At 65.6% G+C, this 14,446-nt stretch carries 12 protein-coding genes; 10 read left to right on the top strand and 2 right to left on the bottom strand.

What is annotated here, in order from left to right:
- Position 1: 1 nt before the first annotated feature.
- Entirely contained in the window at positions 2-1,090 is a 1,089-nt protein-coding gene (locus ACQR03_RS32035) for a citrate synthase/methylcitrate synthase (protein WP_315752307.1), read from the bottom strand.
- Between the two features lie 83 nt (positions 1,091-1,173).
- On the opposite strand from ACQR03_RS32035, the gene ACQR03_RS32030 reads away from it, so the two are divergent.
- Complete coding sequence (locus ACQR03_RS32030) at positions 1,174-2,397, top strand: citrate synthase family protein (protein WP_315752306.1); 1,224 nt, start codon at positions 1,174-1,176, stop codon at positions 2,395-2,397.
- Between the two features lie 14 nt (positions 2,398-2,411).
- Here the strand turns inward: ACQR03_RS32030 and ACQR03_RS32025 are convergent, their stop codons facing one another.
- Positions 2,412-3,068, bottom strand: coding sequence for a DedA family protein (locus ACQR03_RS32025; RefSeq protein ID WP_315752305.1), 657 nt, complete (start codon positions 3,066-3,068; stop codon positions 2,412-2,414).
- A gap of 295 nt (positions 3,069-3,363) precedes the next feature.
- Here ACQR03_RS32025 and cobS point away from each other — a divergent pair, with 295 nt between their 5' ends.
- From cobS to ACQR03_RS31980, 9 genes are all read left to right on the top strand, one after another.
- Entirely contained in the window at positions 3,364-4,362 is a 999-nt protein-coding gene (gene cobS, locus ACQR03_RS32020) for a cobaltochelatase subunit CobS (protein WP_315715231.1), read from the top strand.
- Positions 4,363-4,506: 144 nt separating this feature from the next.
- The gene (gene cobT / locus ACQR03_RS32015) at positions 4,507-6,408 is read left to right on the top strand and encodes a cobaltochelatase subunit CobT (RefSeq protein WP_315715232.1); all 1,902 of its coding nucleotides are present in this window, start codon (positions 4,507-4,509) and stop codon (positions 6,406-6,408) included.
- 66 nt (positions 6,409-6,474) lie between these two features.
- Positions 6,475-7,551 carry an esterase-like activity of phytase family protein gene (locus tag ACQR03_RS32010; protein ID WP_315715233.1) on the top strand — a complete coding sequence of 359 codons (1,077 nt, stop codon included), beginning with the start codon at positions 6,475-6,477 and terminating at the stop codon, positions 7,549-7,551.
- A 103-nt stretch (positions 7,552-7,654) separates the two neighbouring features.
- Positions 7,655-8,767 (top strand): NADH:flavin oxidoreductase/NADH oxidase, encoded by a 1,113-nt coding sequence (locus ACQR03_RS32005; protein ID WP_315752303.1) that lies wholly within the window; start codon positions 7,655-7,657, stop codon positions 8,765-8,767.
- Between the two features lie 217 nt (positions 8,768-8,984).
- On the top strand, positions 8,985-10,085 hold the full coding sequence (locus ACQR03_RS32000; RefSeq protein ID WP_315825518.1) for an LLM class flavin-dependent oxidoreductase: 1,101 nt from the start codon (positions 8,985-8,987) through the stop codon (positions 10,083-10,085).
- A gap of 181 nt (positions 10,086-10,266) precedes the next feature.
- Positions 10,267-10,689: a hypothetical protein gene (locus tag ACQR03_RS31995; RefSeq protein WP_315715425.1), complete on the top strand. Its 423-nt coding sequence runs from the start codon at positions 10,267-10,269 to the stop codon at positions 10,687-10,689.
- A 322-nt stretch (positions 10,690-11,011) separates the two neighbouring features.
- Positions 11,012-12,559, top strand: coding sequence for an ABC transporter substrate-binding protein (locus tag ACQR03_RS31990; RefSeq protein ID WP_434842306.1), 1,548 nt, complete (start codon positions 11,012-11,014; stop codon positions 12,557-12,559).
- Between the two features lie 78 nt (positions 12,560-12,637).
- Positions 12,638-13,609 (top strand): ABC transporter permease, encoded by a 972-nt coding sequence (locus tag ACQR03_RS31985; protein WP_434842307.1) that lies wholly within the window; start codon positions 12,638-12,640, stop codon positions 13,607-13,609.
- A complete protein-coding gene (locus ACQR03_RS31980) occupies positions 13,606-14,445 on the top strand; it encodes an ABC transporter permease (protein WP_316226096.1) in 840 nt (279 codons plus the stop codon). Before ACQR03_RS31985 ends, ACQR03_RS31980 begins: the two co-directional genes overlap by 4 nt.
- Position 14,446 lies beyond the last annotated feature (1 nt).

Below are 14,446 nucleotides of genomic sequence, written 5' to 3'. Positions count from 1 at the left end.
ATCAGGGCTTCGGCCCGATATAGGCCGAGCTCGGCCGGATCAACCGCCCGGTGCGCTGTTGCTCGCGGGCATGCGCCGTCCAGCCGGCGGCACGCGCCACCGCGAAGATCGGCGTGAACGCCTGGCGCGGAATCTTCAGCGCATCGAGCAGGATGGCGGTGAAGAACTCGACATTGGTGTCGAGCACGCGCTCCGGATTCTTCCGCCGCAGCGCTTGGCGAATGTAAGCCTCTACCTCGCTCGCAAAAGGCAGATCAGCCCCGCTGCCCGCCAGCCGCTCGATCGCGCCCTTGAGCACGTCGGCCCGCGGATCGCGCACGCGATAGATCCGATGCCCGAACCCCATCAGCCGCTCGCCACGGCCGAGCGCCGCGTCGACCCACGGCCTGATGTTGTCGCGCGTGCCGATCGCGTTGAGCATCTCCAGCACCGGCTCCGGCGCGCCGCCATGCAGCGGGCCGGTGAGCGCGCAATAGCCGGCGGTGACTGACGCGAACAGGTCGGCCTGGGTCGAGGCGACGACGCGCGCGGCGAAGGTCGAGGCGTTCATGCCGTGATCGCTGACGGTGACGAGATACGTGTCCAGCGCCGCCACCTCGCCGCTCTCGGGCGTGTCGCCGCGGACCATCCGCAACGTGTCTGCGGCGTGACCGGCGTCAGGGTCGGGCGCGATCGGCTGTGTTCCCTGGGCGCGCTGGACCAGGGCGCCGGCGATCACCGGGCAGGCGCCGACGATCGTGGCTTCGTCGTCGAGCCCGGGTTCGGACCGCAGCGCCGCGACGGCGGCGCGGAAGCCGTCGATGATCGACAGGCCGGAGGTCGCGGCGAGCAGCTCGGGCAGCCGGGCAAAGGCACGCTCGCGGGCACGGCCAAGGCTGGCGCGGACCTCGGCCTCGCCGACGGTGCGCTTCGTCGCCGCGCTCCATAGCCGGGCGGTCACGCCCTCGAAGCCGCTGGCGGCGGCGAGATCGGCCACACGCGCTCCGGCGATGATGAGCTCCCCCTGCTGGCCGTCGACGTGGCTGAGCACGGTCTCGGCGGCGGCGATGCCGTCGAGGCCGATCGGGGTCTTGCCGAGCTGGATGGTCATGGCGAGGGTCTCCTTCGAGAATGATCACGCTGACAAGATCCGCCCAGTCGACAACTTGATCAATCTTGATTAAGCTGATCAATATGAAAAAAGACAGCGGTCTTTACCTATCTGCTCGTGAAGCTTCGGCGGAACTCGCGATCTCGCCGGCCACCCTCTACGCCTATGTCAGCCGCGGACTGGTCCGCTCCGAGCCGTCTCCGAATTCGCGCAGCAACCGCTATCGCGCCGAGGACATCCGAGCCCTGAAGGAAAGGCGCGCACCGGCCCCCGAGCCGCGCGCCTTCCGTAGCTTCGATGCGGACCTCCCCGTGTTCGATTCCGCCGTGTCGACGATCACCGAAGCCGGTCCGATCTATCGCGGCGTCAATTGCGTCGACCTGGCCGTGCGCGGCACGCTGGAGCATGCTGCGACGCTGCTGTGGGACGTGACCGCGCTCGATCCGTTTGCGCCAGGCAACCTTCCGGCCGTGTCGGAGGAGATGGGTTTCATCGCCGATGCTGCGCGGCGCGCGGCGCCGATCGACCGCGCCATCGCGGTACTGGCGCTGGCGACACATGCTGATCCCGCGGCTTTCAACCGCGCTCCCGACGGTCGGGCGCTGGTCGGCGCGCGCATCGTTCGGCTTGTGGTCGCAACCATGTTGAACCAGCCAGCGTCAGCCGATCCGCTCCATGTTCAGGTCGCGCGGAGCTGGGTGCCCGGACATGAACATGCGCCGGACCTGATCCGTCGCACCCTGGTGCTGCTGGCCGATCATGAGCTGAACGCGTCGACCTTCACCGTCCGCTGTGCGGCGTCGACGGGCCTCAGCCTCTACGATGCCGTCATCGCGGGTCTTGCGGCGCTCAAGGGACCGCAGCACGGCGGCGCCGGCGTCCTGGCGTCGCAACTGGTGAAGGCACTCATCGATCGCGATGTCGCGCCGCTGATCCGCGAGCGGGTGGCGCTCGGCGAGCGCTTCGCCGGCTTCGGCCACGGCGTTTACAAGCACGGCGACCCTCGCGCCATCTCGCTCCTGGAGGCGCTGACGCGCGCCGGTGCGCCGCGCAAATTCACCCGCGAGGTGCCCGAGCGGATCGCGGAAGCGACCGGTGAATTCGTGAACATCGATTACGCGCTGGCCGTGCTGGTTCACAGCCTGCGGCTGCCCGCGGGAAGCGAGCTGGCGCTGTTCGCGATGGCGCGCTGCGTCGGCTGGATCGCCCATGCCTGCGAGCAGCTGCAGTTCGGCCGCCTGATCCGGCCGCGCGCCCGCTACACCGGACCCATCCCGGGGCGCGGCGCTACCCTGGAGACGCTCTAGCGACCGCCGTCCGCCTATTCCGCCGTGCCGGCCGCCAGCTGCGTTTCGCGTCGCTTCCGCACGAGCCACAGCACGAGCCAGACCACGATCGTGCCCGCGACAGTCGCGATGATCCAGGTGGACTTGGCGATATGGCTATGATGCGGAATGCCGCCATAACGGTGCAACAGCTGCACGGCGAATACTCCGGGCAGGACATGGGCGCAGGCCCACAGCACGATGGCAGGGATGTTCACGGCGTAGAAGCGGGGCGGAGGGATGTCGAGCGCGCCGGCCGTGATCGGTACGACGGCGCGGATCGGCGCGATAAAGCGGGCGAAGAAGATCGCCAGGGTGCCGAAACGGTGGAACAGGGCCTCGCTCTGCGCCACCAGGCGCGGATAGTTCGAGAACGGCCAGCTCGTCAAGATCTCGCGCTGCCTGCGATGGCCGACCCAGAACGCCCCGCCGTCCCCCAGCACCGCGCCCAGGATCGCCGCCGCCAGCACCCATTGCAGGGTCAGCTCGCCGCCCGGAATCAATGCGCTCAGCGCCAGGATGATGGTCGTGCCTGGAACCACCGAGCCCACGATCGGGATCGCCTCCAGCAGGGCGGCCAGAAACAGGGTGAGATAAGCCAGTCCCGCATGCGCTGAGACGAAGGCAATGAGGGGATCGAGCAGATGGGCCACGCGGTTCCTGTTGGTGCAGAGGGTGGGCGGGGAGCTCCTCGATAAGTAGGAACCCCGGCTCGGGGTGCCACGTCGAGATCCTGGGAAGAGCCGGTGGGCGAAAAGGTGGCACGATTCGCAGGGCAGCCTTTCGAAAACGGCCACTCATGCCTATCTCGATGATATAACGACGGAACTTTGATCAAGGCTTAGGCTTCTGCCCGCGCGTGCTCTCTGCTAGGCTGGCGTCGAAGCCCTTCAACCGCAGCCAAACATGAAATCTGGTTTCGGGAATGCCCGGGACCTCGGAGGATGAATGACGACCGCCGCTACGACCAATGCGCAGGAGATGACCGGTGTGCCCGACATGAAGGTGTCGGTGCGGCAGGTGTTCGGGATCGACAGCGACCTTGAGGTGCCGGCCTTTTCCGCAAGCGACCCGCATGTTCCCGAAGTCGACGCCGACTACCGCTTCGACCGCGCCACCACCCTTGCGATCCTGGCTGGCTTCGCCAAGAACCGCCGCGTGATGGTGACTGGTTACCACGGGACGGGCAAGTCGACCCATATCGAGCAGGTCGCGGCGCGACTCAACTGGCCCTGCGTGCGCGTCAACCTCGACAGCCATATCAGCCGCATCGACCTCGTCGGCAAGGACGCGATCGTGGTGAAGGACGGCAAGCAGGTCACCGAATTTCGCGACGGCATCCTGCCCTGGGCGCTGCAGCACAACGTCGCACTGGTGTTCGACGAATATGATGCCGGCCGCCCCGACGTGATGTTCGTGATCCAGCGCGTGCTCGAAGTGTCGGGCCGCCTGACCCTGCTCGACCAGAACAAGGTCATCAAGCCGCACCCGGCGTTCCGTCTGTTCGCGACCGCCAACACCATCGGGCTCGGCGACACTTCGGGCCTCTATCACGGAACCCAGCAGATCAACCAGGGCCAGATGGATCGCTGGTCGATCGTCACCACGCTCAACTACCTCGCCCATGACGAGGAGGTCGAGATCGTGCTGGCCAAGGCCAAGCACTATCAGAACCCACAGGGCCGCGACACCGTCAACAAGATGGTGCGGCTCGCCGACCTCACGCGCAACGCCTTCGCCAATGGCGATCTGTCGACGGTGATGAGCCCGCGCACGGTGATCACCTGGGCCGAGAACGCCGAGATCTTCAGCGACATCGGCTTCGCCTTCCGTGTGACGTTCCTCAACAAGTGCGACGAGCTCGAGCGTCCGCTGGTCGCGGAATTCTATCAGCGCTGCTTCAATGCGGAGCTGCCGGAATCCTCCATCAACGTGGCGCTGAGCTGACACACCGGCGTCGTTCTGGCCTCGGGCCGGGACCCATACGCCGCGGCCTCTCTCGTCGGGTGATACGGAAGAGCGAGTGCGAACAAACGAACGCCGGTGGTTATCGGGCCTGGCGTTCGCCGGGACGATAGCCGCAGGAATCAGATGACCACACCGAGCAACAAGCCCCGTCCTGGCGTCAAGGAAGCACCGACCGAACCTTTCAAGAGGTCGGTCACGGGGTGCCTGCGCGCGATCGCCAGGGCGCCTGAGCTCGAAGTCTCCTTCGCGGCCGAGCGTCCCGGCCTCGCGCCGGGCAAGGCCCGGCTGCCGGAGCCGGCGCGCAAGATGACCAAGCGCGACGCCGCCGTCGTGCGCGGCCATGCCGACTCGATCGCGCTGAAGCTCGCCTGCCATGATCCGAAGATCCATCGCAAGCTGATCCCGGGCAATCCGCAGGCGCGTGGCGTGTTCGAGGCGGTCGAGCAGGCGCGTGTCGAGGCGATCGGTGCAAAACGCATGGCCGGCGTCGCCAAGAATCTCACGGCGATGCTCGACGACCATTTCCATCGCGGCAAGTATGACGAGATCACCGACCGCGCCGACGCACCGCTGTCGGATGCGCTGGCGATGCTGGTGCGCGAGCGGCTGACCGGCATGGCGCCGCCGAACGCGGCGCGCAAGGTGGTCGATCTCTGGCGTCCGTTCCTGGAGGACAGGATCGGCCAGCGTCTCGATGAGCTCGGCCGTTTCACCGAGGACCAGGCCAAGTTCGGCGACCTGGTTCACGATCTGCTCTCGGCGCTGGATCTCGGCGACGAGCGCAACGCGGATTCGGAAGAGGACGAGGACAACGACGACAATCGCGATGGCGACAATGAGCAGTCCGGCGCCGAGGGCTCGCCGGATTCCGACGCTGCCCAGGAGATGAGCGCCGACCAGGCGCAGACGACGTCGGACGAGATGTCGGAGAGCGCGATGGAGGCGGCCCAGGCCTCGGCGTCTGACACGCTCGACGACGGCGAACTCGGCGACGACGAGACGCCGGGCGAGGCGACGCGTCCGAACCGCGGCGGCGCCAACGAGCCGCGCGGCCCCGAATATCACGCCTTCGCGCCGAAATTCGACGAGGTCATTGCCGCGGAAGACCTGTGCGACCATGACGAGCTGGAGCGGTTGCGCTCCTATCTCGACAAGCAGCTCGCGCATCTGCAGGGCATCGTGGCGCGGCTCGCCAACCGGCTGCAGCGCCGGCTGATGGCGCAGCAGAACCGCGCCTGGGAGTTCGATCTCGAGGAGGGCATCCTCGATCCGGCGCGGCTGTCGCGCGTCGTCATCGACCCCTATCAGCCGTTGTCGTTCATGCGCGAGAAGGAAGCGACCTTCCGCGACACCGTGGTGACGCTGCTGCTCGACAATTCCGGCTCGATGCGTGGGCGGCCGATCACGGTGGCCGCGACCTGCGCCGACATTCTCGCGCGCACGCTGGAGCGCTGCGGCGTCAAGGTCGAGATCCTCGGCTTCACGACGCGGGCGTGGAAGGGCGGACAGTCGCGCGAGGCGTGGCTTGCCGCCGGCAAGCCGGCCAATCCCGGCCGCCTCAACGACCTCCGCCACATCATCTACAAATCGGCCGATGCGCCGTGGCGGCGGGCGCGCAAGAATCTCGGTCTGATGATGCGCGAGGGGTTGTTGAAAGAGAACATCGACGGCGAGGCGCTCGACTGGGCGCACAAGCGCCTGCTCGGGCGTGCCGAGCAGCGCAAGATCCTGATGATGATCTCGGACGGTGCGCCGGTCGATGACTCCACGCTGTCGGTCAATCCCGGTAACTATCTCGAGCGGCATCTGCGCCACATCATCGAGGAGATCGAGACCCGCTCGCCGGTCGAGCTGATCGCGATCGGCATCGGCCACGACGTCACGCGTTACTACCGTCGCGCGGTGACCATCGTCGATGCCGAGGAGCTCGGTGGCGCCATCACCGAGAAGCTCGCCGAATTGTTCACGGAGACCCACGCCGCACCGCAGCCTGCGCCGGGGCAAAAGCGCAGGCTGCATTCGTAAGCGGCCGTCGGCCGGCTGCGTCCCTCCTCCGGCTCGGAGGAGGTGGGGGAGGGGGCTCCGCTAACGATGTCGCTGCAGGCGATTGCTGACCGCAGGCGCTTTCTTGCGCTGACCATCGGCGGAGTGTCGGCATTCGCATGGTCCAGGACGGCTGTTGCGCAGCTTGCGCCGGCGCCGGTTCGCAGACGCGTCACCATTGACGAGCACTCCGTCACATCGGCGGTCAAGATCGAGGTCAACGCGCGACCGCTGCCCTCGTTCGACCTCCGCGATCGGACGCATCTGCGCTTCGGGATGCTGCAATATCGCAGCGGCGTGGCGCTGACCTCGTCCTTTCCCGGCTTTGGCGGCCTGTCCGGCATCCGGCTCGATGCCAAGGGTGAACGCTTCCTCGCGGTCAGCGACAAGGGCGGCTGGTTCACTGGCCGCATTGCCTATTCCGGCCGCGAGATCGCGGGGCTCGCCGATGTCGAAGCGGCGCCGCTGCTTGGTCTGGACGGACGTCCCATCACCGATCGCGGTTGGTATGATTCCGAGTCGCTCGCGCGCGATGGAGACATCGTCTATGTCGGCCTCGAACGCGTCAACCAGCTCTTGCGCTACGACTTCGCCAAGGGTGGAACCGGCGCGCGCGGCGAGATCGTGCCGCTGCCGCCGGCCGCCAAGCGGCTACCCCACAACAAGGGACTGGAGGCGTTGGTGGTCGTGCCGAAGGGCCTGCCGCTCGCCGGCACCCTGATCGCGCTCTCCGAGCGCGGTCTGGACCCGAACGGCAATCTGCTGGCCTTCCTGATCGGCGGACCGGCCGCGGGACAGTTCAGCATCGTTCGCAGCAACGACTTCGATGTCAGCGATGCCGTGCTGCTGCCGTCGGGCGATCTTCTGGTACTCGAACGCAAGTTCTCGCTGTTCAACGGGGTCGGCATTCGAATCCGCCGGCTGACGCTGGCGCAGATTGCGCCGGGCGCGCTGGTCGATGGTCCGGCGATCTTCTCCGCCGATCTCGGCCAGGAGATCGACAATCTCGAGGGCATCGATGCGCATGTGACGCCGGAGGGCGAGACCGTGCTGACGCTGGTGTCCGACGACAACTTCTCGATGATCCAGCGCACGCTCCTGCTGCAGTTCACGCTGATGGAGTGAGCTGCGACACCGCTGCGGCGGCTCGCGTTGACCGCGGCTCGTCCATGATCGACACTCGCGGCCATCAGATCATCGCGTCAACGGTCACAGCCTGGAACTCAGCATGAGCGCCCTGTTCACTCCGATCAAGCTGCGCAGTCTCGAACTCGCCAACCGCATCATGGTGTCGCCGATGTGCCAGTACTCGGCCGATAATGGCGCGGCCAATGACTGGCACTTCACCCACGTCAACACGCTGGCGCTGTCGGGCGCGGCGATGTTCTGCATCGAGGCGACGCATGTCGAGCCGATCGGGCGCATCACTCCCGGCTGTCTCGGGTTGTGGGACGACGTGACGGAAGCTGCGCTGAAGCCGATCCTGGCCTCGGTTCGCAAACATTCGAAGGCTGCGGTTGCGATGCAGCTCGCCCATGCCGGCCGCAAGGGCTCCAGCCACAAGCCGTGGGATGGCGGACAGCAGATTCCGCTCGCGGACGGCGGATGGCAGACGGTCGCGCCGTCGGCCTTGCCGCACAAGGAGGGCGAGCTCGCGCCGGAGGCGCTCGATCTCGCGGGCCTGGCCCGCATTCGCGATGCGTTCGTTTCCGCATCGCAGCGGGCGGCGCGGCTCGGCATCGACGCGATCGAGCTCCACGGCGCGCATGGCTATCTGTTGCATCAGTTTCTGTCGCCGATCGCCAACCAGCGCACCGACAGCTATGGCGGGTCTCTGGAGAATCGCATGCGCTTTCCACTCGAAGTTTACGATGCGGTGCGCGCCGTCTTCCCTGCGGACAAGCCGGTCGGCATGCGTGTCTCGGCCACCGACTGGGTCGACGGCGGCTGGGATCTCGATCAGACCATCATATTTGCGCAAGCGCTGAAGCACCGCGGCGCCGATTGGATCGACGTCTCCTCGGGCGGCGTGTCGCCGTTGCAGAAGATCACGCTCGGACCCGGCTATCAGGTACCGTTCGCCGCGGCCGTGAAACAGGCGACGGGGCTTCCCACCATCGCGGTCGGTCTCATCACGCAGGCGCAGCAGGCCGAGGAGATCGTGGCCTCGGGCAAGGCCGACATGGTCGCGCTGGCCCGCGGCATGCTCTATGACCCGCGCTGGGGCTGGCACGCGGCAGCGGAGCTCGGCGGACAAGTCGCCGCACCTCCGCAATATTGGCGCTCGCAGCCGTCGACGCAGAAGGAGCTGTTCGGCAAGACGACGTTCGGCGCACGCTGACGTGCAATTGATGACCGCAATGTTGCGCATCAGCGCTGCAAAATTCTGCGGTCATCATTCCGCCCGCGACACGGCTGACGATTGTCGCTGTCCGACGAAGTGCTAGACTTCGCAGACCACGTGCGGCGATGCCGACTCGTCTGGTCGTGTTTCGTCTCGCGTGACGATGAGCGCATCACGAAGATGCGCCGCAATACAAACGCGAGAGGAAAGCGCCATGGAAATCGGATATTTCACGATGCCCTCGCATCCGCCGGAGTGCGGATTGAAGGAGGGGCAGGAATGGGATCTGCAGGTCCTGCGGTGGCTCGACGAGCTCGGCTATCAGGAAGCCTGGATCGGCGAGCATCACACCGCGCCCTGGGAGCCGCATCCGGCGCCCGACCTGATTCTGGCGCAGGCCTTCCGTGAAACCAAGAACATCCGGCTCGGGCCCGGCGGTTTCCTGCTGCCCTATCATCACCCGGCCGAGCTCGCCAATCGCGTCGCGATGCTCGATCACCTCTCCGACGGCCGGCTCAATTTCGGCATTGCCGCATCCGGCCTGCCGAGCGACTGGGCGATGTTCAACGTCGACGGCATGAGCGGCCAGAACCGCGAGATGACGCGCGAGGCGCTGGAGATCATCCTGAAGATGTGGTCCGAGGACGCGCCATGGACGTACAAGGGCAAGTACTGGACGGTGACCAAGCCCGACGTGATGTTCGACTTCCTCAAGCCGCACATCAAGCCGGTGCAGGCGCCGCATCCGCCGATCGGCGTCGCCGGCCTGTCGAAGAACTCCGATACGCTGAAGCTCGCCGGTGAGCGTGGCTTCATCCCGATGAGCCTCAACCTCAACCCCGCCTATGTGTCGTCGCACTGGGACTCGGTCGAGGCCGGCGCCGCCAAGTCCGGTCGCAAGCCCAGCCGCAGCGATTGGCGGCTGGTGCGCGAGGTGTTCGTCGCCGATACGGACGAGGAAGCCTGGCGTTTGTCCTCCGGCGACATGATGGGACGGATGATGGGCGAGTACTTCCTGCCCCTGCTCGGTCATTTCGGCTTCAAGGACTATCTGAAGCACTCACCCGACGTGCCCGATTCCGACGTGACGGTGGACTATTGCGCCAGGCGCAACTGGATCGTCGGCTCGCCGGCGACGGTGACCGAGAAGATCGAGAAGATCTGGCATGAGGTCGGCGGCTTCGGCACCCTGTGCGTGTTCGGCTTCGACTACAAGCACAAGCCGGAAGCCTGGCACAACTCGCTGCGCCTGTTGAAGCAGGAGGTGATGCCGAGATTGAGCCACCTCAATGCCGGCCTCACCAAGGCCGCCTAGTCTCTTGGCGCCAGCATTGACCCTCCCTTTCGGGCAATGCTGGCGTCAAAAGAAATGTAGCTAAAATTTTCGCGCGAGTGCAGCTTCAGATTTGACGTTTGGGTGACGGTCTTGCCGTTAGGACGGATCCAGGCGCCGAATCCGCCGCATGCGTGTGGCGGTCTGACATTGGGGGCAGGTCATGCGGTTTCGCGTCAGGAAGTTTGCCCATATCCTCGAACGCTCGGGTCTGGCTCTGGCGGGCGCCGCCTGCGGCGTCTTCGTCGGGGCCCATGTCGGCTCCAGCGTTCCGTTGCTGACCACGCAGGGCTTCCTGATCGTGATGATGCTGTCTGGGGCACTGGGCTTCTATCTCGGCATCGACACGCCGCAACTGCCTTTTCATCCTCATGAGGAGAACTCGCCGGAGGCGAAGATCGATACGGCCGAATTTCTGAGCGCCTTCGGGACCTTCCTCGCAACCCTCACGGCGTTCTTCGCCGTTGCCATCATCATCCTGCGCGAGGATCCGCACATCGTCTGGACGTCGCTGATCATGGTCGGCTGGATCATCGGCGTGATCATGCAGATCGTTTCCGGCGCGATCGCCCGTCTGCGGCGCTGATTTTCCCTGTTCAATTTTTGGGCTAACGCTGTCGCGAGTTTCATCTTGCGGCGGCGATCGCGGTCGTGTGAGCTCCTGCATCAGGGGCTCGACCTGTGATGCCACGTCGTTCGTGGGCGCATTGCGCGACCGACACAGGTCCTGGCGACGTTTCCAAAGCGTTGCCCGCAGTCGTATTGGAGCCGTTCTACAGCGCTGCGCGCGGACGATCCAACAGTCCATGCGCCCAGAGCAGGCATCACATCAGAAGCTGCATGGCGATATCGCGCACCTTGGCGCGCTTGATGCATCGCGGCCGGCAATGACATTTGGGAAGTTCATCATGTTGAAACGGGTGCTGCTGGGTGTGGTCATTGGCTGCGGACTGTCCGCGGCGCAAGCGGAGGAGCCGAAGGTCGGCGGCGTGGTCAACGCGGTGATCCAGCCCGAGCCGCCCGGCCTGATGCTGGCGATGGTCCAGAACGGCCCGACGCAGATGGTGTCCGGCAACATCTTCGAAGGCCTGCTGCGCTACAGTCCCAAGCTGGAGCCGCTGCCCGGCCTCGCCGAGAGCTGGACCATCAGCCCGGATGCCAAGGTCTACACCTTCAAGCTCAAGAAGGGCGTGACCTGGCACGACGGCAAGCCGTTCACGTCGGCCGACGTGCTGTTCTCGATCGACATGCTGAAGCAGACGCATGCGCGCGCTCGCAACAACCTCGCAATTGTCGAGAAGGTCGAGGCGCCGGATGATCTCACGGTGGTGTTCAGGCTGAAGGAGCCGTTCGGTCCCTTCATCGGCATCTTCGAGGTCGGCTCGATGCCGATGGTGCCGAAGCACCTGTATGAAGGCACCGACTACAAGACCAATCCGAACAACAACGCGCCTGTTGGCACCGGCCCCTTCATGTTCAAGGAATGGCAGAAGGGATCCTTCATCCGGATGGTGAAAAATCCGAACTACCATGAGAAGGGCAGGCCCTATCTCGACGAGGTCTACTGGCAGATCATTCCCGACGCCGCCGCGCGCGCGGTTGCCTTCGAGACCGGCAAGGTCGACGTGCTGCCGGGCGGCTCGATCGAGAATTTCGACGTGCCGCGCGTCTCCAAGCTGTCGGGCGCCTGCGTCACCGGGGCCGGCTGGGAGTTCTTCTCGCCGCTGTCGTGGATGTGGCTCAACAACCGCCACCCGATCCTGGCCAACAAGAAGGTGCGCCAGGCCATCATGTATGCCATCGATCGCGACTTCGCCAAGGACGTGATCTGGAACGGCCTCGGCAAGGTCGCAACCGGACCTTCGGCATCGACCATCAAGTTCTATTCCGACGACGTGCCGAGATATCCGTACGACCCGGCCAAGGCCAAGGCGCTGCTCAAGGAGGCCGGCTACAAGGGCGAGAAGATTCGCATGCTGCCGCTCGCCTATGGCGAGACCTGGCAGCGCTGGGGCGAGGCGGTGAAGCAGAACCTTCAGGACGTCGGCATGAACATCGAGACGATCGCGACCGACGTGCCCGGCGGCAACCAGAAGATCATGGAGTGGGACTACGACATCGCCTTCACCTATCTGTATCAGTACGGCGATCCCGCGCTCGGCGTGTCCCGCAACTACATCACCTCGGCGATCGCCAAGGGCCAGCTCTTCAACAATGTCGAGGGCTATTCGAACCCGGAGGTCGACAAGCTGTTCGCGGAGGGCGCCACGGCGCCGACCGACGCCAAACGCAAGGAGGCCTATGACAAGGTGCAGAAGATCCTGGCTGAGGACGTGCCGGTGGCCTGGCTGCTCGAGCTCCAGTTCCCGACCATCACCAAGTGCAAGGTGAAGAACCTGATCACCACCGGCATCGGCGTCAACGACGGCTTCCGAGACGCTTGGCTCGACAAATAGTGGTGCACTCCGGGGCGCGGCCATGACCCCCGCTCCGGTGTTTCGCTGTCCCGCCGAGCTGACCTTCACGGACCTTTCATGCTCTCCCTCATCGCCCAGCGCGTCGTGAAAGGCGTCATCGTCCTTCTCGCCATCATCGTGCTGAATTTCTTCCTGATCCGGCTGGCGCCGGGCGATCCGGCCGTGGTCATGGCCGGCGAGGCCGGTGCCTCGGACCAGATCTTCGTGGCGCAGTTGCGCGAAAAATTCGGCCTCGACCGTCCGCTGCCGGAGCAGCTCCTCATCTACGTCAAGGGTATCGCCAGCCTGGATCTCGGCTTCTCGTTCCGTCAGCAGGCGCCGGTCGCCAGGCTGATCGCCGAACGATTGCCGGCGACCCTGCTGCTGACGCTCACGGCGTTCGCGATCTCGCTCGGTCTCGGCATCCTGTTCGGCGCGCTCGCCGCGCGCTTCGCCGGCACGATCCTCGATACTGCAATTACCGTGCTCGCGTTGATCTTCTACGCGACGCCGCTGTTCTGGATCGCGCTGATCGCGATCCTGCTGTTCTCGGTCTGGGTCGATTGGTTGCCGAGCTTCGGCTATGAAACGGTCGGTGCCGGCTATACGGGAGTCCGCCACGCGCTCGACGTCGTCGCACATCTCGCGATGCCGGCCGCGACGCTCGGCCTGTTCTTCATGGCGACCTACACCCGCATGACCCGCGCTTCGATGCTCGAGGTCAAGCGGCTCGACTTCGTCAAGACCGCGCGCGCCAAGGGCCTGCGTGACGGCGTCATCCTGCGCCGCCACGTGCTGCGCAACGCGCTGCTGCCGGTGGTGACCTTGGCCGGCGTCCACGCCGGCACGCTGGTCGGCGGCGCGGTATTGACCGAGACCGTGTTCGCGTGGCCCGGCATCGGCCGGCTGACGTATGACGCGCTGATCCAGCGCGACTACAATCTCCTGCTCGGTGTGTTCGTGGTCTCCTCGGCGATGGTGCTGATCTTCAACCTCGTCACCGACCTCGTCTATCGCCTGGTCGATCCGCGCATCGAGTACGCGTCATGAGGCAGTTCTGGCGAACCATGCTGCGCAGCCCGAGCGGCATCATCGGGCTGATCATTCTCGCACTGGCGATCGTCGTCGCGGTGGCCGGCCCGTTCTACTTTCCCAACTCGCCGTGGCGCATGGCGCAGCGGCCGTTCGTTCCGCCGTTCACGCTGTCGAAGGTCCCGCTCGGCACCGATGCGCTCGGCCGCGACGTGCTCGCCGGCCTGATCTTCGGCGCGCGCGTCTCGCTGCTGGTCGGCCTCGTCTCGACATTGGTGGCGTTGATCGTCGGCGTGCCGCTCGGCGCCATCGCCGGCTATTTCGGCGGCCGGGTCGATGACGCGCTGATGCGCTTCACCGAGTTCTTCCAGACCATCCCGAGCTTTGCGCTCGCGATCGTGCTGGTCGCGATCCTGCAGCCGTCGATCTATTCGATCATCGCCGCGATCGGCCTCGTCAGCTGGCCGCCGGTGGCGCGCCTGGTCCGCGGCGAGGTGCTGAGCCTGCGGACCCGCGAATATGTCCAGGCTGCGGTCGTCACCGGCCAGAGCAATGCCTGGATCATCTGGCGCGAGATCCTGCCCAACGCGCTGTCGCCTGTCATCGTGCTGGCCTCGCTGATGGTCGCGACCGCGATCCTCCTGGAGTCCTCGCTGTCGTTCCTCGGCCTCGGCGATCCCAACCTGATCTCCTGGGGCTATATGGTCGGCGCCGGCCGCACCGTCATTCGTCAGGCGTGGTGGATCACCGTGTTTCCCGGCGTCGCGATCCTGTTGTCGGTGCTTGGCCTCAATTTGATCGGCGAGGGCCTGAACGATGCGCTCAACCCGCGCCTGTCGCGCGAGGGCAGGTGAG

This window comes from Bradyrhizobium sp. HKCCYLS3070 (genome assembly GCF_051167575.1).
In the GTDB taxonomy this organism is placed as follows: Bacteria; Pseudomonadota; Alphaproteobacteria; order Rhizobiales; family Xanthobacteraceae; genus Bradyrhizobium.
Note: the sequence above shows the minus strand (reverse complement) of the source record. Positions and strands in the feature narration are given on the sequence as shown.

Excerpts from the sequence above, each read along its gene's own strand:
- ACQR03_RS31980 (WP_316226096.1), top strand. The coding sequence starts at position 13,606 with ATGAGGCAGTTCTGGCGAACCATGCTGCGCAGCCCGAGCGGCATCATC.
- ACQR03_RS32030 (WP_315752306.1), top strand. The coding sequence starts at position 1,174 with ATGAAAAAAGACAGCGGTCTTTACCTATCTGCTCGTGAAGCTTCGGCG.
- ACQR03_RS32005 (WP_315752303.1), top strand. The coding sequence starts at position 7,655 with ATGAGCGCCCTGTTCACTCCGATCAAGCTGCGCAGTCTCGAACTCGCC.
- ACQR03_RS32035 (WP_315752307.1), bottom strand. The coding sequence starts at position 1,090 with ATGACCATCCAGCTCGGCAAGACCCCGATCGGCCTCGACGGCATCGCC.
- cobS (WP_315715231.1), top strand. The coding sequence starts at position 3,364 with ATGACGACCGCCGCTACGACCAATGCGCAGGAGATGACCGGTGTGCCC.
- ACQR03_RS31985 (WP_434842307.1), top strand. The coding sequence starts at position 12,638 with ATGCTCTCCCTCATCGCCCAGCGCGTCGTGAAAGGCGTCATCGTCCTT.
- cobT (WP_315715232.1), top strand. The coding sequence starts at position 4,507 with ATGACCACACCGAGCAACAAGCCCCGTCCTGGCGTCAAGGAAGCACCG.
- ACQR03_RS31990 (WP_434842306.1), top strand. The coding sequence starts at position 11,012 with ATGTTGAAACGGGTGCTGCTGGGTGTGGTCATTGGCTGCGGACTGTCC.
- ACQR03_RS32000 (WP_315825518.1), top strand. The coding sequence starts at position 8,985 with ATGGAAATCGGATATTTCACGATGCCCTCGCATCCGCCGGAGTGCGGA.
- ACQR03_RS32010 (WP_315715233.1), top strand. The coding sequence starts at position 6,475 with ATGTCGCTGCAGGCGATTGCTGACCGCAGGCGCTTTCTTGCGCTGACC.
- ACQR03_RS31995 (WP_315715425.1), top strand. The coding sequence starts at position 10,267 with ATGCGGTTTCGCGTCAGGAAGTTTGCCCATATCCTCGAACGCTCGGGT.